Source organism: Arcticibacterium sp. GJ41-1 (assembly GCF_055808875.1).
On the sequence record NZ_CM147888.1, the window covers coordinates 1,747,003 to 1,764,389 of the forward strand.

Below are 17,387 nucleotides of genomic sequence, written 5' to 3' on the forward strand. Positions count from 1 at the left end.
ATGGTTTGTTAACCATCCTTTGTTAATCAATAAGTCCTTTACGTCTAAGGATATTATCCATTAGTTTTAAATCATGGTCACTGTTAAATACATTCTTAGGAAAATGTAAGAACTGTCCACGAGCTATATTTAATAGGAATCCTGAATCTTCAAGTTTCTCGGCAGACTGAATGGTATCCCATTTAATTACGCCACCTTCTCTTTTATTAACCTTAATCATGATTTGTCTGCTATCTATCTCGTAAGCAAACTTGTCAAACATCTGGGCGTTTTGCTCCATTTGTGTAGCAGCATAAAATTGGATATACCAAAAAGCTATATAGAGCAAACCTCCAATAAAGGCCGTGATTAAAATCCACCAATTTTTATAAACACCGGAGAAATGTAAAACCACACCTAGAATCATAACAGCAAGTGGTATAAGTAGCCACTGCCAGCTTTTCTTTATTTGACGAGTAAAGGCCAAATTGATGTACTTTTTCTTATCGAGGGCAAATTTCTTTGTTTTAACTATCATTTTTCACTTTTAATGAAGCTGCAAAAATAGAAAAGGCTAGGAAGAATACCGAACAATATTTCAATTCTTGGCAGAATGCCTATTTTGGCGTTCTATAAGTTTTAGCGGAAAAATTTTAAGAAGTGCTTTTCAGCTAAGAATTTGAAAAAGTAGGCCCAATTTTAAGAGGTTCTAGGTTTCTTTTGAGGAATAACTATTTAGTTTTTAAAAATTCTTGGGAACTTTATAGAAAAAACCTTGTATTAGAAATGAAGTAAAGCACTTCTGTTCTATATTTACGAATCAAGTTAAAGCGAAATCTTTTTAAATTAATATGTCGTCACCAAAAAACGTTCTAATTGCTGAGGATTCATCAGTTATCCAAAACTTAGCAAGAAAAATTCTTGAGTTTCAAAATTTCAAAATCACTGTTGTTAAAAATGGCGAACAAGTAATTCAATTACTTGAAAAAGAGCCATTTGATGTAGTGTTGTTAGATATCAATATGCCAGTAATGGACGGTATTGAGTGTGTACAAGCTATCAGAGGAAACGAAGCTACAGCTAAATTGCCAGTGGTAGCTATCACAGGTAATGCTAGAAATTATACCGAAGAAGAGTATAAAGAAGCTGGTTTTAACGAAGTTTTAATGAAACCATTGAACTTTGACAAACTAGTGAAAGTAGTTAAAGACCTTACTGAAGAATAAGTGTTTTTGTTAATATGAACCTCACAATATTAGGTACTGGTACTTCATCTGGCGTGCCAGTACTTACTTGTGGCTGTGATGTCTGTACCTCTACTAATCCTAAAGACAAAAGACTACGAGTTTCAGTTTTGGTACAAACCGCTGAATTAGATGTAGTTATAGACTCAGGTCCTGACTTTAGGCAGCAACTTTTGCCCACAGGCATCTCAAAACTAGATGCTCTTCTTTTTACACACGAGCATAAAGACCATACGGCAGGCTTAGATGATGTCAGGCCTTTTAATTACCTGAATGGTAAAAAATACCTCAATATTTACGGAAGAGAAAGTGTGCTAGAACAGCTCAAAAGAGAGTTTCATTATGCTTTTTTAGAGGAGTCTTACCCTGGAGTTCCGCTCATAAATACTATCAAAATAGAGAATAAACCATTCTCTATTTCCGATTTAGAGATAATTCCAATTGAAGTGATGCACCATAAACTTCCCGTTTTTGGTTTTCGTATTAAAGACTTCAGTTACATTACAGATGCCAATTACATTTCTAAAAAGGAACTAGAAAAAGCCAAGGGCTCAAAGGTTTTAGTATTAGACGCACTTCAAAAAACACCACATATTTCTCATTTTACTTTAGAGAAAGCTATTGAAGTAGCAAAAGAAGTAGGAGCAGAGCAAACCTATTTTACCCATATTTCTCATAAAATGGGTCTTCATGATGAGGTAAATAAAGAGCTACCAGAAGGTATGGCTCTTGCTTATGACGGACTCAGTTTTTCTCTTTAGTCCTATTTTTATCTACATTTTTCTACATCAAATTCCTACTGATTAGATAATCGAGCCCATTTGTCGTTTATATACAAGCATTTGCCGATTCGGGGAACATGGGATTTAAATAAGCCTTTTCTTTGTAGTTGATATTATAACAAAAAAAAGCTGTTGCCCCTTAGGGTAATTTTTTTCGCCTATGAAGTTTCTGCACAAAACCGTACTTAGTCTTTCTGTCTTCTTTCTTTCCTTAGTCACTTTAAAAGGGCAGGAGAGTGGAGTTATTGTAAAAGGAAAGGTCTTAGATAGTAAGTCAGGCGTGGCCATTGAATTTGCCTCTGTAGCTCTTTTAGAAAAAGCTACCAAGAAACCTATCACAGGTACTACAGCCGATTTAGAAGGAGCCTTTGAAATCCAAACCGCTGCTAAAGCTTTTGTGGTGGAGATTAGTTCTATTGGTTTTGATAATAAATTAATCAAAGATTTTAGTATTGAAGATGGCGTGATTGACTTAGGTCAGATTAAGCTGGAAGAAAACAATATGCTGCTGGAAGAGGTGGTAATTAGAGCCGAAAAATCTCAAACAGAATTTGAACTTGATAAACGAGTTTTTAATGTAGGGAAAGATTTGTCTACCACGGGAGCTAGTGCATTAGAGATTCTGAATAATGTACCTTCGGTTAATGTTAGTATAGAAGGTGAAATTAGCCTGAGAGGTAGTGGAGGAGTTCAAATCCTTATTAACGGTAAGCCATCTGTAATGGCCTCTGGCGAAGGAAACGCTCTGGGTACTATCACGGCAGATATGATTGAAAAAATTGAGGTAATTACTAATCCTTCGGCAAAATACGATGCAGAAGGTACCAGCGGTATTATCAATATCATTATCAAAAAAGATGAAAGAAAAGGTTTTAATGGTTCTGTGTCTTTAAATACGGGTATTCCAGATAGCCATAGTATTGGTATTAGTTTGAACAGAAGAACAGAAAAGTTTAACTTGTTTTCGCAGCTTGGAGCAGGGTATAGGTCATTGCCAAATAAGATGGAAAACATCAACCAAGACCTAATAAACAACGAGATTATTAACAGTAAAGGTACCGAGTATAGAAACGAAACCTTTTATAACTTCATTTTAGGAACCGACTATCACTTAAATGAATATAACGTTTTCACACTTTCGGGAAACTTCGCTTACGAGATAGAAGAGGGACCTTCCAAAACAGATTTCACCATGTTAGATGCTCAGAATCAAGTGGTGTCAGAATGGTATAGAGAAGAAGCTACAGAAGCCAATAACCCAAAGTATCAGTACGATTTTCAGTATAAAAGAGATTTCAAAGACCATAAAGACCACACGCTATTAGCATCTGCAGTAGGTAGCTTTTTTGGAAAAGACCAATCGTCTCAGTTTGGTAATACCTATACTTTTGGTACCGGTAGTTTAAACGATCAACAAACCAGAACTAATTTTAAAGAGGCAGAAAACCTTTTCAAGGTTGATTATACGCATCCGTTCTCAGAGGCCTTTACTTGGGAGTTGGGTTCGCAGTACGTTATTAATGATGTGAGTAACGACTATTCTGTAAGCGACCAGATAGATGGTGCTTATGTAGAAAATGCAGCTCTAACGAATCTTTTTGAATACAACCAAAAAGTATTTGCAGTTTACTCCACAGGAGCCTATGAAGGAGAGAAATGGGGCGTGAAACTAGGTTTAAGAATGGAAAGTACAGACCTAAATACTTATTTAGCTACTACGGATGTTTCAAACGCTCAGAAATATAATAATCTTTTTCCAAGTTTACACACCACCCTTAAGGTGTCAAAAGAGTTTTCTGTACAGGCAGGTTATTCGAGCAGAATTTATAGACCGCGTTTATGGGATTTGAATCCATTCTTTAACATCAGGAATAATTTTAATGTACGTACAGGTAATCCAGATTTATTACCAGAATATACAGATTCGTATGAGCTGACTGCTATTTACTTATTAGATAAGCTATCGCTTAACGGAGCCATTTATTATAGAATGACGGATGATGTGGTAGAACGTATTTCTACTTTTGAAGATGGCGTTACCTACACCAAACCTACTAACATTGGTACCAACAAGTCTACCGGCTTAGAAATAAACGGAAAGTTAACCGCTGCAAAATGGTTAACTTTTAATGGTGACTTTAACTATAGCATGTTTAAAAGAGAGGGTTCTTTAGAAGCTGTATTGTTTGATTTTAGTGCTGATAGATGGAGTACAAGGCTAAATGCGAAAATTGGCTTGCCAAAAGACATAGATGTGGAAGTTAGCGGTAATTACCGCTCAAAAGTAAGAACACTTCAAGGCGAGCAATCTCACCAAGTTTACGCTGATTTCGGTGTAAGAAAGAAGATTCTTAAAGGAAGAGGTGTGGTTAATTTGAGCGTAAGAGATGTACTAGCTTCTAGAATAGGAAAATCAGAAACGGTACAGCCTGAGTTTTACGTTTACAGCAGCAGGCAGCGAGGTCGTTTTATAGCTTTAGGCTTTAGTTACGGTTTCGGAAAAGGAGAAGCCATGGAGTACTCAGGTGCTAGAAGACGTTTCTAAGAACATTTTAATTGCTAATATTTTTAGAAAAGTCGCAGGTAAATTTCGCATAGCATTCAAGTCAAACTCAGATTTAATACAAGCTTCAGAGGAACGATATGTCTATAGCAAGGGGTGAAACCCCTTGTTAGATAAGTAAAAGGCATAATTTGTTTGGCGGAAATTTGGCCTTCATGCTAAAATTGTGACAAACCTAAACTAGGAGTACCCTAAATTTTCTAATGCGTAATTCGGCTGAAAACCATAAATTGCACAGTGTCAGAAAATGAAAACATAGTACTTCCACCAAAGTACTACCTCGATTATTTTAATTACTTGCTTGACTTCGTCAAAGACAAGTACAAGCATATTTTGGAAGAAAAGGAGTGGCGTTTCCTTAGGAAATTTTACGCCCTTTCTGAAGATGCTCAGTGCCTTTTTATTCGGTTTACTAACCGTAAAGGTCTTTTTTTTAGGAGCCAGCGGCTCAAATACGAGGAAATAGAAAACTTACCAGAAGCCTTAGAAGAATTGCTGTCAAGAGGTTTTGTGGAAGACCTGTCGGTCAATCATGCCGATTTTCTTTTGGAATTATTACACTTAAGTACAAAGCCAGAACTTCTAAAGCTTGTTCCTGAAAAAGGTTATAAAACAAAGTCTAAAGGGGAAGTATCTGAATGGATTAAAGATAATCTAGAACCAGCCCAAGTAGTGGAAGAAATAGCTTTGGGGCAGCCTTTGGTCAAAGTTAACTTTGAATACGAAGTAACCTTTTTCAAATTCCTGTTTTTCGGAAACCGTTATATGGATATGACGGAGTTTGTGGTGAGAGACTTAGGTTTTATTCAGTATTTCTCGCATGATGAAGATAAACTGGTGGCCAGGTTTGAAACTAGAAAAGATGCGGAAGACAAATGGATGATTTCTGACCAAACCGACCTCTTTGAAAAGCTAAAGAAAGAAGAAACGCCCGAAGCTATTTATGATTGGTTTGACACCATGGTAGATAGTCTAAAAGACCTTTCAGAAGTAGCCAAACCATCATTAGAGCGGTTGACGCTAAAAGTAGGTAGGCATTTAGAGCGTCAAAAGTCAGAAGAACTGGCTGTGGAGGTTTTTAAAATGTGTGCATTGCCTATGGCAAAAGAAAGGCGAGTACGCTGTTTGGTAAAGCTAAAGCACAATGAAGAGGCTCTTGCCTTATGTGAAGACATGATGGCGAATAGCAGTAATGCCGACGAACATCTTTTTGCCAAAGACTTTTCAGAGCGAATTCTGTCAAAATCAAAACGAAAGAAGAAACTCACCACCGAAAAATTACACGAAGCAGAGCGAATTTACATCAATGCCATTTACAGAGGAAATGTAGAATTAGGCACCATAGAGCATTATATGGCAGAAGGGAAATACGCTATATTCTCCGAAAACCATCTTTGGCGGGGCATTTTTGGGCTAGTCTTCTGGGATATCATTTTTGACCCAAGTTTGGTGGCTTTTCACCATCCTTTTCAGCGACGTCCATCCGATTTACATTTGCCTGATTTTTACCTAAAACGTAAAGAACATATTCATGAGCATTTAGAAAGCTTTCAGGATATGGAAAGTTTGCTGCTTTTTATGGGAAGGAAATTTACTGACCATGAGGGCATAGCAAATCCTTTTGTGATATGGATGGAAGGAATGTGGGAGAGCATCAGGATAGCCACACAATACATAGGCTTAGAGCCCATCAAAGAGATTTTAGTACATATCTGTCAAGACATCGTAGAAAACTCCAGAGGTTTTCCAGATTTGTTTGTTTGGGACGAAAACGGCTATGAGTTTGTAGAAGTGAAATCACCCACCGATAACCTCTCAAACCGCCAGCTTTACTGGCTAAACTACTTTGAAGAAAAAGGCATTAATGCCAAGGTGCTTAGGGTGTTTTTTGAGGAGTGATTATTACATTTACTAGAAATAAAAGAATTAAAGATGAATAGATTACTCACAACGACTTTTTTACTATTAGTTTCAGTTATAGGATACTCTCAGACCGTTAAGAATTTTCTTAATTCTGATTTAATTCTTGAATTTGATAATTACAACTATGAACTAGCATGGAGCTCTCATCCTAATGAAAGCTTTTATAAGCAAGAGTATTTAATTAAGGGGCAGACTTTAGAAAGTTATGATTCCATGGTTTTGATTGATTTAGTTGTTGGAGACTTTTCTGTCCAGGATGCCGTAGGTGCAAAAGTGCGGGAAATTGAAAATGCTAAGAAGTCAAATCCACTTGTTCATTTTACTGTTTTGGAAAAGGATGATGAAGTAATGATTGATTTTTTGATAAGTGCAAGTTCGGAGGACGGACAAGAGTTATTGGTCGTGGAGAGAAATGTATATCGCTATCAGAAAATTAAGACATCTAAAGGTAATGGGATTCTTGTCTTTGGTATTAGCCAAAGAGCATATGGAGAAGAAATTGGGGCCTTTTTTGAAGAGTTGAAGTTGAATAAAAACAGCTTAATAGTTGAAGTTGGAAATGCAGAAATTCCAAAAATTAAGCTCAGGAAGTAAACTTTTGCCAGAAAATCTGAGCCTATCCAAAACCTATTTTATTTCCTACTAAGAGAGCCCCCTGTCTGACGACAGGCAGGCGTCAGGGATTCTGTGGTGATTTTTTTCTTACTTTTCTTCAACAAAATCACCCACCGACAATCGCTCAAACCCCTAACTCTACTCATTCAACTATTTTGTAGAGAAAGGAATAAATACCAAACGGCTTTGTATGTTTTTTGAGGAGCGAATTTATATGTTTATGGTATACTTTAACACCCTGAAAAATACAAAATGAAATACTTCCAATTATTAATTCTCTTAGTAGTAAGTCAAGCTGCATTTAGTCAAATGAAATCGTTGAAAGAATTGACTAGTCAAGAAGAATCTAGTTGGCGATTAGTAGAAGAGTGGATTGGTAAGGCAAAAAATGATGTAGAAATTCTGGAAAGAGATTCTACTAAAGCAGATACAGCTTTATACCGTTTACAAATGACCACAAGTTCACTAATGGCTGCGGTGGTTTATGAATCGGGTGGAATACTGGTGGACAATGGCTGGATTAGAATTTTGGGCTCAGGTTCTGATAAACTAAAAAGAAGCTTGCCAGCATGGAATAAGGGAAAGTCTTTTGATGAGTATGGGGAAGGCATGTCCTTTATTTTAATTGCGGATGACGCCATAGGAGGTTTTTACGCTTTAAATGGTGGTCAGTTTGGAGAGGAAGGAATAGGGAAGGTGTTTTATTTCGCTCCAGATAATATAGAATGGGAACCGCTGGGAATTGAATATTCAGATTTTATCTATTGGGCTTTTACTGGCGATATTGGTCAGTTTTATAATGGGCTTCGCTGGAAGAACTGGGAAGAGGAAGTTATGGCGATGGGAGCAGATAAAGCAATGAGTTTTTCGCCATACCTCTGGACCAAATATGTGGACCTAGAAAAGTTAGAGAGGAAAGCAGTGTCTATGAAAGAGATGTGGGAAATTCAAATGGTGGTAAAAATGCAGTTGATGAATAAGTAAATATTCAGGCAGCTTTAATTTTGAGAAGAGGGTTTCGTGAAATAATTTATTTCTGATTCTAAAGAATTTAAAAATCAACAAATATGCGTATTGAAAATGAAATCAAATTAGGTTTCAAAGATGTGATGATTAGACCAAAGCGTTCAACGCTTAAAAGTAGGTCTCAGGTGAGTTTAGAACGTGATTTTGTTTTTTTGCATAGCCAAATTCCATGGAAAGGAATACCGATTATGGCTGCTAATATGGATACGGTAGGTACTTTTGAAATGGCAAAAGTATTGAGTGAACAGAAGCTTTTTTCGGCCATTCATAAGCATTATTCTGTGGAAGAATGGAATAGCTTTCTTAAAAGCCAGTCAGACAGTATTTATGATTTTATAGCCATCAGCACAGGCACAGATAAGAAAGACTTTGCTAAGGTGGCGGCAGTGATTAAAGAGAATCCAAAGTTGCAGTTTATCTGCATTGATGTAGCAAATGGTTACTCGGAGCACTTTGTGAGTTTTGTGAAGCAAACTAGGAAGACATATCCTGATAAGGTTATTATAGCTGGAAATGTGGTGACTGGAGAAATGGTGGAAGAGCTCCTTTTAGCAGGAGCAGATATTATAAAAGTGGGAATAGGTCCTGGTTCTGTCTGTACCACACGTGTAAAGACTGGCGTGGGGTATCCTCAGCTTTCGGCTATTATAGAGTGTGCTGATGCGGCTCACGGCTTAGGTGGTCAGATAATCAGTGATGGAGGCTGCACTACGCCTGGGGATGTTTCAAAAGCCTTTGGTGCGGGTGCAGACTTTGTGATGCTAGGAGGAATGCTATCTGGTCATGAAGAAAGTGGGGGAGAGCTGATAGAAGAAAACGGAAAGACCTACAAACGCTTTTATGGAATGAGTTCTGCTTTGGCCATGAATAAGCATGTAGGTGGCGTAGCAGAATACCGTGCCAGTGAAGGGAAAGATGTAAAAGTGCCTTTTAAAGGAAAAGTTAAAGATACGCTCCAAGATATTCTGGGGGGAATAAGAAGTACCTGTACTTATGTGGGTGCGGCTAGGTTGAAAGAGTTGACAAAGAGAACTACCTTTATAAGAGTAGCAGAGCAAGAAAATAAGATTTATGAGGAATAGTTAATTTTAAATTGAGCGTGAAAGTAAAAATTAGGCCACTAGAGCAAACCGACGTTTCAGATTTAGCTAGTTTAGCCAATAACCAGAAAATATGGGAATACGTGAGAGATTATTTCCCATTTCCATACACAGAGAAAGATGCGGAGTGGTTTATTAACCATAGTTTAGCAATGACCGTGAATGAAAACTTTGCTATTGCGTATAATGGAGCTTTTTGTGGAGTTATTTCTGCCAATGTGCAGACCGACGTCTATCGAAAGTCGGCCGAAATGGGTTATTGGATAGGGGAGCCATTTTGGGGAAAGGGAATAGCTACAGAAGCGGTTAAATTAATTACTAAGTATGCTTTTGAAAGTTTAGGTGTGAATAGACTATTCTCCAGTGTTTTTGAATACAATGCAGCTTCCATGAAAGTATTAGAGAAAAATGGATTTGTTAAGGAAGGAATCTTTAGAAAAGCTATTTTCAAAAAAGGGCAGCTGTGGGATGAACATAAGTACGCTAAGCTTTTTAATGGGTAGAAGTTAATGCTCCTTAACAACCTCTTAACAACCCAGAGCCCAGTTTTGGCGTCTAATATTTGAAAAGCGTTGGTATCTTTGACACAAGTTTTTGGATTAAGGAATTATCAACCATATTTGCATCACAAAATTTAAAAAGTCGCTCAGAATGAAAAAATTAATAGCAACCTTATTGTTAATAGGAAGTATTGCAACGTTATCTCACGGTCAAACGCGTATACCACCAAATGTTCAGAAATTGCTTCAGAAAAATACTTGTTTAGCTTGTCATAATGCTGATAAAAGATTAGTGGGACCTGCTTATAAAGAGGTGATGAAGAAAAAGAAATATAAGGCAGACGAAATTGTAGCGTTAATCTACAAGCCGAATCCTAAGAACTGGCCTGGTTACCCACCAATGGCTCCAATGTCTCAGGTGCCTAAAAACGAAGCAGCTATCATTGCAAAATGGATTGCTAGTTTGAAGTAAGCGAGAGCTTAGAATAAATATTTGTCAACTGTCTGTTGAAAGATGATTGGCGTTGGAAGTCGGATACTTAATGTGTCCGACTTTTTTATTTACTTTAGGCTGGTAAAAATTAAACTTTGTTTGGGAATGATATATATCACTATGTTGATTTTTGTAAAAGAGGGTAAGGAAGATACTTTTCTAGAATTTGAGAGTCATGCCATTCCTTTAATGGAAAAATACACTGGGAAAATCATTTATAGAATAAGACCCAGCAAAGAAGCTTTCATATCTGGCGAAGAAGAGCTACCCTATGAAATTCATTTCATCTCGTTTGAGTCAGATAAAGATTTGAACAACTTCATGAACGATGATAGCCGATTGAAATTTATACACTTAAAAAACGAATCAATAAAATCTACGATACTTGTAAAAGGAGAGAAAATGTGAGATTGAACACAAAAAAAGACGAACCTTTCGATTCGTCTTTCTTAATAAGAAGGTAAATAAAACTTAAGCTTCTGCTTTAGCTTCAGCCACTACAGCTACTTTAACTTCATGTTTTACTTCTTTATGAAGGTCTAAAACCGCTTTGTATTCACCGATGCTTTTAACGTCATCCATTGTGATTTTCTTACGGTCTACATCAAAGCCTTTTTCAGCTAAGAAGTCAGACACCTGCGTGTTAGTAACTCTACCAAAGATTTTACCAGACTCACCAGCTTTCATTGTAATGGTAATAACCATTTCGCCGATACCTGTAGCTATTTCTTCAGCAGCAGTTTGTATTTTCTCTGCTTTGTGAGCAGCTTGTTTTAAGTTCTCAGCAAGGATTTTTTTGTTTGACGAAGTTGCCAAAACACCAAAACCTTGAGGAATAAGATAGTTGCGACCATAACCTGGCTTAACGTCAAGAACATCATTCTTGTAGCCAAGACCCGCAATATCCGTTTTTAATATAATTTCCATTGTAATACTTGATTAAAAATTTTTAAAAGCGAAAAGTCTAATCAGACTTTCTCTTGACTAATCTTATTTTAAGCCATCAGCTACATAAGGCATCAAAGCCAAATGTCTTGCTCTTTTGATAGCTACAGATACTTTTCTCTGGAATTTCAAACTGTTACCAGTTAATCTTCTAGGAAGTATTTTACCTTGCTCATTCACAAATTTCAAAAGGAAATTTGGGTCTTTATAGTCTACATATTTAATACCTGCTTTTTGGAAGCGACAGTATTTTTTTTGTACTCTATCTTTACGTTCTACTCTTTCGTTTACTAATGACATAATAATTAAGCGTTTTGAGTTTCTTTAGGTGCGTCCTGATTTTTCTTTCCAATTTTACCATTCTTACGTCTATCGGCGTAGTCTATGGCATGTTTGTCTAACTTAGTAGTTAGGAAACGCAAGATACGCTCGTCACGCTTATACGCTAATTCTAAAATAGCCACTAAGTCGGTGTTTGATTTGAATTCAAACAACTGGTAGTAACCCGTTGATTTATGCTGAATGGGATATGCTAGTTTTCTAAGGCCCCAATGTTCCTCGTTAACTAACTCAGCTCCATTATCAGTCAGCACTTTCTTAAATTTATCCACAGCGTCCTTCATCTGAATCTCAGATAAAACGGGAGTTAAAATGAACACTGCTTCGTACTGGTTTTGAAACATGATAATTTTGTTTGTTATTAATTATTTTCAAAAATGAGGTGCAAAAGTACGACTTTTTACCGCGAATGCAATCATTTAGTTATTTATTACTAAGCTTTTATAGCTATGTCGTTTATGTATATGGGTAGCAAGTAGAAATTTCTATACAATTTATTGCACAATATAAATAGAATTAGTGTAGTAAGGTTAATTAGCCATAGCAATCTTCTTCAAGATTGAAGCATAGAATTATATTTGTTTCCTCGAAAAAAAGAGTATAACAAAACAAGATTTCTAATCCAATATGATAACACTTGACTCGTATAATTTTAAAGACAAGAAAGCTTTAGTTCGTGTTGATTTCAATGTTCCTTTAAATGATCAATTTGAAATAACGGATAACACAAGGATTAAAGCTACTGTACCAACTATCAAAAAGATTCTAGAAGATGGTGGTTCTTGTATTCTGATGTCGCACTTAGGTAGACCAAAAGACGGACCTACTGAAAAGTATTCTTTAAAGCATATCGTTCAGGCTTTATCTTTGATTTTAGGAGTCTCTGTAAAATTTGCAGATGATTGTATCGGAGAGCAAGCTTCAGAATTAGCGGGAGCACTTAAGCCTGGCGAAGTTCTATTGTTAGAAAACCTTCGTTTCTATAAAGAAGAAACTAAGGGTGATGTTGATTTTGCTGAAAAGCTTTCAAAACTAGGTGATGTTTGGGTTAATGACGCATTCGGAACTGCTCATAGAGCTCACGCTTCTACAGCTGTAATAGGTCAGTTCTTTACCGATAAAGTTTGTGGTTATGTAATGCAGGCTGAAATTGACAATGCTCAGCATATTCTTGAAAACGCTGAAAGACCTTTCACTGCTATAATGGGTGGTGCTAAGATTTCTGACAAGATTTTAATTATTGAAAAACTACTTGATAAGGTGGATAACCTTATAATAGGTGGAGGTATGACGTATACTTTTACTAAAGCTTTAGGTGGTCAAATAGGAAATTCTCTTTTAGAAGCCGATAAGCAAGAGTTGGCTCTTTCTATATTAGAAAAAGCAAAAGAGAAAGGTGTTAAAATCATAATGCCTTTGGATAACCTAATAGCTGATGACTTTAGCAATGATGCTAATACGCAAGTGGTTAAAAGAGGTGAAATACCTGCAGACTGGGAAGGTTTAGATATTGGACCTGAGTCGGCTGTGTTATTTGCAGAAACTATCAAAACATCAAAAACTGTTCTTTGGAACGGACCAATGGGTGTATTTGAATTCCCGAATTTTGCTAAAGGAACTAAGGCTATTGCTGATGCAGTAGTTCAAGCTACTGAAGAAAATAATGCATTCTCATTAATAGGTGGAGGTGACTCTGCAGCTGCTATTAATAATGCAGGTATGGGTGAGCGTGTATCTTATGTGTCTACTGGTGGTGGAGCATTATTAGAATACATGGAAGGAAAAGTATTGCCAGGTGTAGCGGCACTTAGTTAAGAATTAGATTTATTTCTATAGAAAAAGTCGACTCAGTTCCGATAATTATCGGAGAGTCGACTTTTTTGTTTTCAGCTTTGCTGGAAATTAGAACTTGCTCTGGGTGCTACAGATAAGTTAGCCACCATTTGTCTCTATTGTTTCGCTTATAATTATCATACCATTTACATAATGGGAAAAGTCCGATAATAAGCAGAATCCAAATTCCATAGACTATCCAGAGGTCAAATCCATATCCCTTAAGCTGTGGCTCTTCCGTTACCCAAACATTTATAATCATATAACAAAACCCGAATACTTTAATCAGGGAAACCTTCAAACCCAGATTATGCTTCATTTAGAATCTTATGGAAACGGAATTCATGTCAATTCTGTATTCTGGGGTTTATGGCTTTTCCCATTTGGCTATTTAGTTTTTAAATCGGGATTTTTGCCAAAGCTTTTGGGTGTATTTCTGATGCTGGGTTGTGTGGGTTATCTGGTGGAGTTTGCCGGAAGATTATTTATAGAAAATTATTTTGATACCGTTCTGTCCGATATAGCGGGCTTGCCTTCTCAAATAGGGGAGTTTGGAATATGTCTTTGGCTACTAATACTAGGTGCTAACCCCTTTAGCTTTTCAAAGTTTAAAAAGGGAGTTTCTTAGCATATTGATAAGGCATTTTTGAGTCTTCTAGTCTTCTTATTAAGACATTGTCTTTTGCTTTTAGAGTTATTTTGAAAAATAAAGCTGAAATGATTCTAGTTTTAATTCGAGAATAATTCCCACCTTTGAGCCAATTTTAAATTGAAAAATTATGGCAAAAAGCAAAGACGCCAAAAAGAGCGTAAAAAAAGTAGCAGTTAAAACTCCAAAGGAGAAAAAAGAGGAGAAGCGTTTAAAGAAGAGTAAATCTTAAGAAGCCTCCAATAATAAATTTAGCCCAAGATGTCATTCCGACGCCTTGGGCTTTTCTTTTTTAGGTAGGTATTAATTCCTTGGAGGGCCTTGAGGTCTGCCGCTTCCTTGCTGTGGTCTATTGGGCTTTGGTGCTTTGTTGAGCTCTTCTTTTGAAATAAAACCATCATTATTAAGATCAATTTTAGAGAAGTCATTAGCTAAAGGACCTTTTACTTCCGACTTTGAAAGTTTACCGTCTTTGTTAGCATCCATTTGTAAGAACATTTTCTCAGCTTGATTATTCGCTCCCGTGCTTTTTTGCTTCTTTTCTGTGCTTTTACAGGCTCCTAAAGCTAGTAGTGCTAAAAATGCTATTTTCGATTTTGTCATTTTCATAATGAGTGTAATTAAATTGTTTTGTTTGTTGATAGAGTGTAATGGCGACTTTTATAAACTTTATAGCTCATAAATATCATGACGAATAAAATAAAAGCAATGCCCATTAATTTCAGAGTGTCTGCTATCTGAAAGTCATGATTTGATGTCATTACCCATTTATTAGATTCGGCTTTTAGTTTTAGGGTGTTACCGTTTTCATTGTTGAGTAAAAACTGCTTTTTCTCAAACCCCTTTCTTAAAACCATCAAAGCACTTTGGTGATGATGAATATCTTTAAAAGAGCTGTTTTTAACCGTAATAGAATTGAACTCCTTAGGCATTTCTGAAACTTTGAAAAGAATTTGAGTCTCATGACCTATTTTCACCATGTCGGCACTTAGGTTTAGTTTTTCATTCTCATTTGCTACTAGCTCTAAATTCTCTCTAACAAGCTTAAGAGCCAAGCTTTCAAATTCCTCTTTTGATTTATAAGAATCTGCTCCAAAAGTTTTCTTTACTTCATATTCTAAAGCTGAGGCAGAGCATGTAATTCTTAAAATCCATTCGCTGTTTTCGTTTTCAACCAACATAGTGGATGAAATGTCAGGCTGGTGTGCCCATGTAGTCATTGGTATTGACAATAATACCAAGACAAGAGCACTTTTAAAGGCGTATTTTAAACTTGTCAATTTCATATCAATTAACGTAAGCACCTTTTAGGCAGTTGAAGAAATTATTTGTTCCAGGAGACGAAACATGGTAATGGTAACCTCTGGTGGCATCGGTATGTCCACGGCACTCGTCTAGGTCTGTAGGTTCGGTACCATCTTCGTTTAATTGCTCATAAATACCATGGCCATCCATAGCGTAACCAATCATGGCTGCATGCCCGTCAGGCTGATTAAACTTAGTAGTCTTACCCATGGCAGCATGGTAATGGTAGCCCGCATTTAGATTAATATGGCCGCCAGCATCATCAAAAGGAGCAAGTGTATAAGCACCAAGAATAGCATCAGTAGGAGCGGGAGCGTCAAAAGGAATTCCGTTAAAGGCGATGCCACGAGCAGAAAGGCCGCCTATAGCATCTAGTGGTGGTTCGCCACCCATGTCTCCACCTGGAGGAGGTCCGCCTGCACCTCCGTCTGGTGGTCCGCCAGCTCCTCCAAATAGGGTAGCTTCGGCTGTCATTACTGGAGTTTTAGGTATTAGGTAAGTTTGGCTCACGTTTGAGATGTAGGAAGGCAAACATTCTACACAAAAGTTGGCATACTCCGCACCCACATTTGGGTTAGCGGCATTATTACAGTCTTCTAAAGTTTCTGTTTTGTAAATCTTACCATCGGCATCATACATTTTCCAAGTATTATCATTGTAAAATGTCGCCATATTTTTCACAAATTCACCGTCTACATCGTATACGTTTCCGTTTTCTAACCAAATTCCGCCCGCATCGGCATCGTCTGTTATAGTGGTAGGGCACCATGGACCCATTTCATGGTCAGATGCTAAACCGTTTGAAACTATTTGGTAGCATTCTGCACTAGAACCGTCTGATAATATGCAGTCTACTAGCGTTACCGAAATAGCATCACTTAAAAATAATGAGGCATCTACTTCTTGTGCTGTTTCACCAGGCTCGGCTGTGGAGTCTGATTTGCATGACTTCGCCATTAAGATTAATGAGAAGATGGCACTTATGAATATTTTCATAGATCTTGATTTTTTTGTTGTTCTAATTCTTTGATGAAAAAGGAAAAGAAAACTTGCTCTGTAGATTGAAAATATTTTTTTTAAGCCGATGATATGGTGGTCACTTTATTGCGTTTTTGTTGTCTTATAGCTTGAAAATCATTATATTACTTATATCAAACATACAGCCTTATGAAAAAGATAAAAAAAGAAGATATCAAGCAGGAAGTATTTGACCTTTATGACGATTATGCTCATAACCGAATAGACAGAACAGGTTTTATGAAGCAGTTGGGCGTATATGCTGTAGGTTCAGTTACGGTAGCGTCTTTAATGAGTTTTTTGATGCCTGACTATAAAGGGCAGGTACAAATAAAGCCAGACGACCCTCGAATTAAATCAAGCTTTATAACCTATAATTCACCAAAAGGAGGTGGAGAAATAAAGGCTTTGCTTTCTATGCCTGCTGATGCCAAAGACGTGCTAGGTGGCGTAGTGGTAGTGCATGAAAACAGAGGGTTAAATCCTTATATAGAAGATGTAGGAAGAAGAGCAGCTTTGGCAGGTTTTATCTCTATAGCACCCGATGCTTTGACGCCATTAGGCGGATATCCTGGAACAGATGACGAAGGACGAACATTGCAAAAGCAAAGAGACCGAGACGAAATGTTGGAAGACTTTATTGCTGCCGCAGATTATCTAAAAGGTCATAAAGACTGTAATGGTAAAGTAGGTGTAGTTGGTTTTTGTTTTGGAGGTTGGGTGGCAAATATGATGGCGGTGAAAGTGCCGTATTTAGCTGCAAGTGTGTCTTTTTATGGTGGACAGCCAGATAAAGAGGATGTGCCCAAAATAAATGCTCCTTTACTATTGCACTATGGAGGTTTGGATACCAGAGTGAATGCTGGCTGGCCAGATTACGAGGTGGCCTTAAAGAAACACGGTAAAGGTTATAGTGCCTTTGTTTATCAAGGAGCTAATCATGGTTTTCATAATGATACCACACCAAGGTTTGATAAGCCTTCGGCGGATTTAGCTTGGAAAAGAACAGTTGATTTCTTTAAGGATAAACTTTCATAAGTAATTAGGATTTAAATATCCTCATAGCCGAGACTT

Annotated in this window: 21 protein-coding genes; 13 read left to right on the forward strand and 8 right to left on the reverse strand. The window is 37.0% G+C overall.

Annotated features, from left to right (window positions below; translation table 11 throughout):
- Positions 1-22: 22 nt before the first annotated feature.
- The gene (locus AC0L6O_RS06985) at positions 23-517 is read right to left on the reverse strand and encodes a YcxB family protein (protein ID WP_473307356.1); all 495 of its coding nucleotides are present in this window, start codon (positions 515-517) and stop codon (positions 23-25) included.
- A gap of 313 nt (positions 518-830) precedes the next feature.
- Here AC0L6O_RS06985 and AC0L6O_RS06990 point away from each other — a divergent pair, with 313 nt between their 5' ends.
- The 10 genes from AC0L6O_RS06990 (at position 831) to AC0L6O_RS07035 (ending at position 10,633) form a co-directional block, all read left to right on the forward strand.
- Entirely contained in the window at positions 831-1,205 is a 375-nt protein-coding gene (locus AC0L6O_RS06990) for a response regulator (protein ID WP_473307358.1), read from the forward strand.
- A 14-nt stretch (positions 1,206-1,219) separates the two neighbouring features.
- A complete protein-coding gene (locus AC0L6O_RS06995; protein WP_473307359.1) occupies positions 1,220-1,984 on the forward strand; it encodes an MBL fold metallo-hydrolase in 765 nt (254 codons plus the stop codon).
- 181 nt (positions 1,985-2,165) lie between these two features.
- Positions 2,166-4,550 carry a TonB-dependent receptor gene (locus AC0L6O_RS07000; RefSeq protein WP_473307361.1) on the forward strand — a complete coding sequence of 795 codons (2,385 nt, stop codon included), beginning with the start codon at positions 2,166-2,168 and terminating at the stop codon, positions 4,548-4,550.
- Between the two features lie 255 nt (positions 4,551-4,805).
- Positions 4,806-6,467: a VRR-NUC domain-containing protein gene (locus AC0L6O_RS07005; RefSeq protein WP_473307362.1), complete on the forward strand. Its 1,662-nt coding sequence runs from the start codon at positions 4,806-4,808 to the stop codon at positions 6,465-6,467.
- Positions 6,468-6,500: 33 nt separating this feature from the next.
- The gene (locus AC0L6O_RS07010; RefSeq protein WP_473307364.1) at positions 6,501-7,085 is read left to right on the forward strand and encodes a hypothetical protein; all 585 of its coding nucleotides are present in this window, start codon (positions 6,501-6,503) and stop codon (positions 7,083-7,085) included.
- Between the two features lie 273 nt (positions 7,086-7,358).
- Positions 7,359-8,090 carry a DUF2625 domain-containing protein gene (locus AC0L6O_RS07015; RefSeq protein WP_473307365.1) on the forward strand — a complete coding sequence of 244 codons (732 nt, stop codon included), beginning with the start codon at positions 7,359-7,361 and terminating at the stop codon, positions 8,088-8,090.
- A gap of 83 nt (positions 8,091-8,173) precedes the next feature.
- Positions 8,174-9,214: a GMP reductase gene (locus AC0L6O_RS07020; RefSeq protein WP_473307367.1), complete on the forward strand. Its 1,041-nt coding sequence runs from the start codon at positions 8,174-8,176 to the stop codon at positions 9,212-9,214.
- Between the two features lie 17 nt (positions 9,215-9,231).
- Positions 9,232-9,735 carry a GNAT family N-acetyltransferase gene (locus AC0L6O_RS07025; RefSeq protein WP_473307368.1) on the forward strand — a complete coding sequence of 168 codons (504 nt, stop codon included), beginning with the start codon at positions 9,232-9,234 and terminating at the stop codon, positions 9,733-9,735.
- A 148-nt stretch (positions 9,736-9,883) separates the two neighbouring features.
- The gene (locus AC0L6O_RS07030) at positions 9,884-10,204 is read left to right on the forward strand and encodes a c-type cytochrome (protein WP_111372275.1); all 321 of its coding nucleotides are present in this window, start codon (positions 9,884-9,886) and stop codon (positions 10,202-10,204) included.
- A 126-nt stretch (positions 10,205-10,330) separates the two neighbouring features.
- Positions 10,331-10,633: a DUF1330 domain-containing protein gene (locus AC0L6O_RS07035; RefSeq protein WP_473307370.1), complete on the forward strand. Its 303-nt coding sequence runs from the start codon at positions 10,331-10,333 to the stop codon at positions 10,631-10,633.
- A 63-nt stretch (positions 10,634-10,696) separates the two neighbouring features.
- Here the strand turns inward: AC0L6O_RS07035 and rplI are convergent, their stop codons facing one another.
- The 3 genes from rplI to rpsF all read right to left on the reverse strand — a co-directional run bounded on the left by rplI (position 10,697) and on the right by rpsF (position 11,853).
- Positions 10,697-11,152, reverse strand: coding sequence for a 50S ribosomal protein L9 (gene rplI / locus AC0L6O_RS07040; RefSeq protein ID WP_473307371.1), 456 nt, complete (start codon positions 11,150-11,152; stop codon positions 10,697-10,699).
- 63 nt (positions 11,153-11,215) lie between these two features.
- A complete protein-coding gene (gene rpsR / locus AC0L6O_RS07045; protein WP_463044806.1) occupies positions 11,216-11,470 on the reverse strand; it encodes a 30S ribosomal protein S18 in 255 nt (84 codons plus the stop codon).
- Between the two features lie 5 nt (positions 11,471-11,475).
- Positions 11,476-11,853: a 30S ribosomal protein S6 gene (gene rpsF, locus AC0L6O_RS07050; RefSeq protein WP_473307373.1), complete on the reverse strand. Its 378-nt coding sequence runs from the start codon at positions 11,851-11,853 to the stop codon at positions 11,476-11,478.
- Between the two features lie 283 nt (positions 11,854-12,136).
- Between rpsF and AC0L6O_RS07055 the strand changes: the two genes are divergently transcribed.
- A complete protein-coding gene (locus AC0L6O_RS07055; RefSeq protein ID WP_473307374.1) occupies positions 12,137-13,324 on the forward strand; it encodes a phosphoglycerate kinase in 1,188 nt (395 codons plus the stop codon).
- Between the two features lie 106 nt (positions 13,325-13,430).
- On the opposite strand, the gene AC0L6O_RS07060 is transcribed toward AC0L6O_RS07055, so the two are convergent.
- Positions 13,431-13,661: a hypothetical protein gene (locus AC0L6O_RS07060; protein WP_473307376.1), complete on the reverse strand. Its 231-nt coding sequence runs from the start codon at positions 13,659-13,661 to the stop codon at positions 13,431-13,433.
- On the opposite strand from AC0L6O_RS07060, the gene AC0L6O_RS07065 reads away from it, so the two are divergent.
- A complete protein-coding gene (locus AC0L6O_RS07065) occupies positions 13,605-13,970 on the forward strand; it encodes a DUF4386 domain-containing protein (RefSeq protein WP_473308503.1) in 366 nt (121 codons plus the stop codon). The genes AC0L6O_RS07060 and AC0L6O_RS07065 overlap by 57 nt on opposite strands.
- A 324-nt stretch (positions 13,971-14,294) precedes the next feature.
- On the opposite strand, the gene AC0L6O_RS07070 is transcribed toward AC0L6O_RS07065, so the two are convergent.
- From AC0L6O_RS07070 to AC0L6O_RS07080, 3 genes are read right to left on the reverse strand one after another with little or no spacing between them, the layout of a single operon-like run.
- Positions 14,295-14,594: an EF-hand domain-containing protein gene (locus AC0L6O_RS07070; RefSeq protein ID WP_473307378.1), complete on the reverse strand. Its 300-nt coding sequence runs from the start codon at positions 14,592-14,594 to the stop codon at positions 14,295-14,297.
- Between the two features lie 17 nt (positions 14,595-14,611).
- Positions 14,612-15,277 (reverse strand): DUF6702 family protein, encoded by a 666-nt coding sequence (locus AC0L6O_RS07075; RefSeq protein ID WP_473307379.1) that lies wholly within the window; start codon positions 15,275-15,277, stop codon positions 14,612-14,614.
- 1 nt (position 15,278) lies between these two features.
- A complete protein-coding gene (locus tag AC0L6O_RS07080; protein WP_473307381.1) occupies positions 15,279-16,292 on the reverse strand; it encodes a YHYH protein in 1,014 nt (337 codons plus the stop codon).
- 171 nt (positions 16,293-16,463) lie between these two features.
- On the opposite strand from AC0L6O_RS07080, the gene AC0L6O_RS07085 reads away from it, so the two are divergent.
- The gene (locus AC0L6O_RS07085) at positions 16,464-17,351 is read left to right on the forward strand and encodes a dienelactone hydrolase family protein (RefSeq protein ID WP_473307382.1); all 888 of its coding nucleotides are present in this window, start codon (positions 16,464-16,466) and stop codon (positions 17,349-17,351) included.
- Positions 17,352-17,387 lie beyond the last annotated feature (36 nt).

What these genes read in the sequence shown, in the direction of transcription:
- AC0L6O_RS07020 (WP_473307367.1), top strand. Translation starts at nt 8,174, where the DNA reads ATGCGTATTGAAAATGAAATCAAATTAGGTTTCAAAGATGTGATGATT.
- AC0L6O_RS07080 (WP_473307381.1), bottom strand. Translation starts at nt 16,292, where the DNA reads ATGAAAATATTCATAAGTGCCATCTTCTCATTAATCTTAATGGCGAAG.
- AC0L6O_RS07075 (WP_473307379.1), bottom strand. Translation starts at nt 15,277, where the DNA reads ATGAAATTGACAAGTTTAAAATACGCCTTTAAAAGTGCTCTTGTCTTG.
- AC0L6O_RS07010 (WP_473307364.1), top strand. Translation starts at nt 6,501, where the DNA reads ATGAATAGATTACTCACAACGACTTTTTTACTATTAGTTTCAGTTATA.
- AC0L6O_RS07055 (WP_473307374.1), top strand. Translation starts at nt 12,137, where the DNA reads ATGATAACACTTGACTCGTATAATTTTAAAGACAAGAAAGCTTTAGTT.
- AC0L6O_RS07085 (WP_473307382.1), top strand. Translation starts at nt 16,464, where the DNA reads ATGAAAAAGATAAAAAAAGAAGATATCAAGCAGGAAGTATTTGACCTT.
- rpsR (WP_463044806.1), bottom strand. Translation starts at nt 11,470, where the DNA reads ATGTCATTAGTAAACGAAAGAGTAGAACGTAAAGATAGAGTACAAAAA.
- AC0L6O_RS06985 (WP_473307356.1), bottom strand. Translation starts at nt 517, where the DNA reads ATGATAGTTAAAACAAAGAAATTTGCCCTCGATAAGAAAAAGTACATC.
- rpsF (WP_473307373.1), bottom strand. Translation starts at nt 11,853, where the DNA reads ATGTTTCAAAACCAGTACGAAGCAGTGTTCATTTTAACTCCCGTTTTA.
- AC0L6O_RS07060 (WP_473307376.1), bottom strand. Translation starts at nt 13,661, where the DNA reads ATGAAGCATAATCTGGGTTTGAAGGTTTCCCTGATTAAAGTATTCGGG.
- AC0L6O_RS07030 (WP_111372275.1), top strand. Translation starts at nt 9,884, where the DNA reads ATGAAAAAATTAATAGCAACCTTATTGTTAATAGGAAGTATTGCAACG.
- AC0L6O_RS06990 (WP_473307358.1), top strand. Translation starts at nt 831, where the DNA reads ATGTCGTCACCAAAAAACGTTCTAATTGCTGAGGATTCATCAGTTATC.
- rplI (WP_473307371.1), bottom strand. Translation starts at nt 11,152, where the DNA reads ATGGAAATTATATTAAAAACGGATATTGCGGGTCTTGGCTACAAGAAT.
- AC0L6O_RS07015 (WP_473307365.1), top strand. Translation starts at nt 7,359, where the DNA reads ATGAAATACTTCCAATTATTAATTCTCTTAGTAGTAAGTCAAGCTGCA.
- AC0L6O_RS07000 (WP_473307361.1), top strand. Translation starts at nt 2,166, where the DNA reads ATGAAGTTTCTGCACAAAACCGTACTTAGTCTTTCTGTCTTCTTTCTT.
- AC0L6O_RS06995 (WP_473307359.1), top strand. Translation starts at nt 1,220, where the DNA reads ATGAACCTCACAATATTAGGTACTGGTACTTCATCTGGCGTGCCAGTA.
- AC0L6O_RS07035 (WP_473307370.1), top strand. Translation starts at nt 10,331, where the DNA reads ATGATATATATCACTATGTTGATTTTTGTAAAAGAGGGTAAGGAAGAT.
- AC0L6O_RS07070 (WP_473307378.1), bottom strand. Translation starts at nt 14,594, where the DNA reads ATGACAAAATCGAAAATAGCATTTTTAGCACTACTAGCTTTAGGAGCC.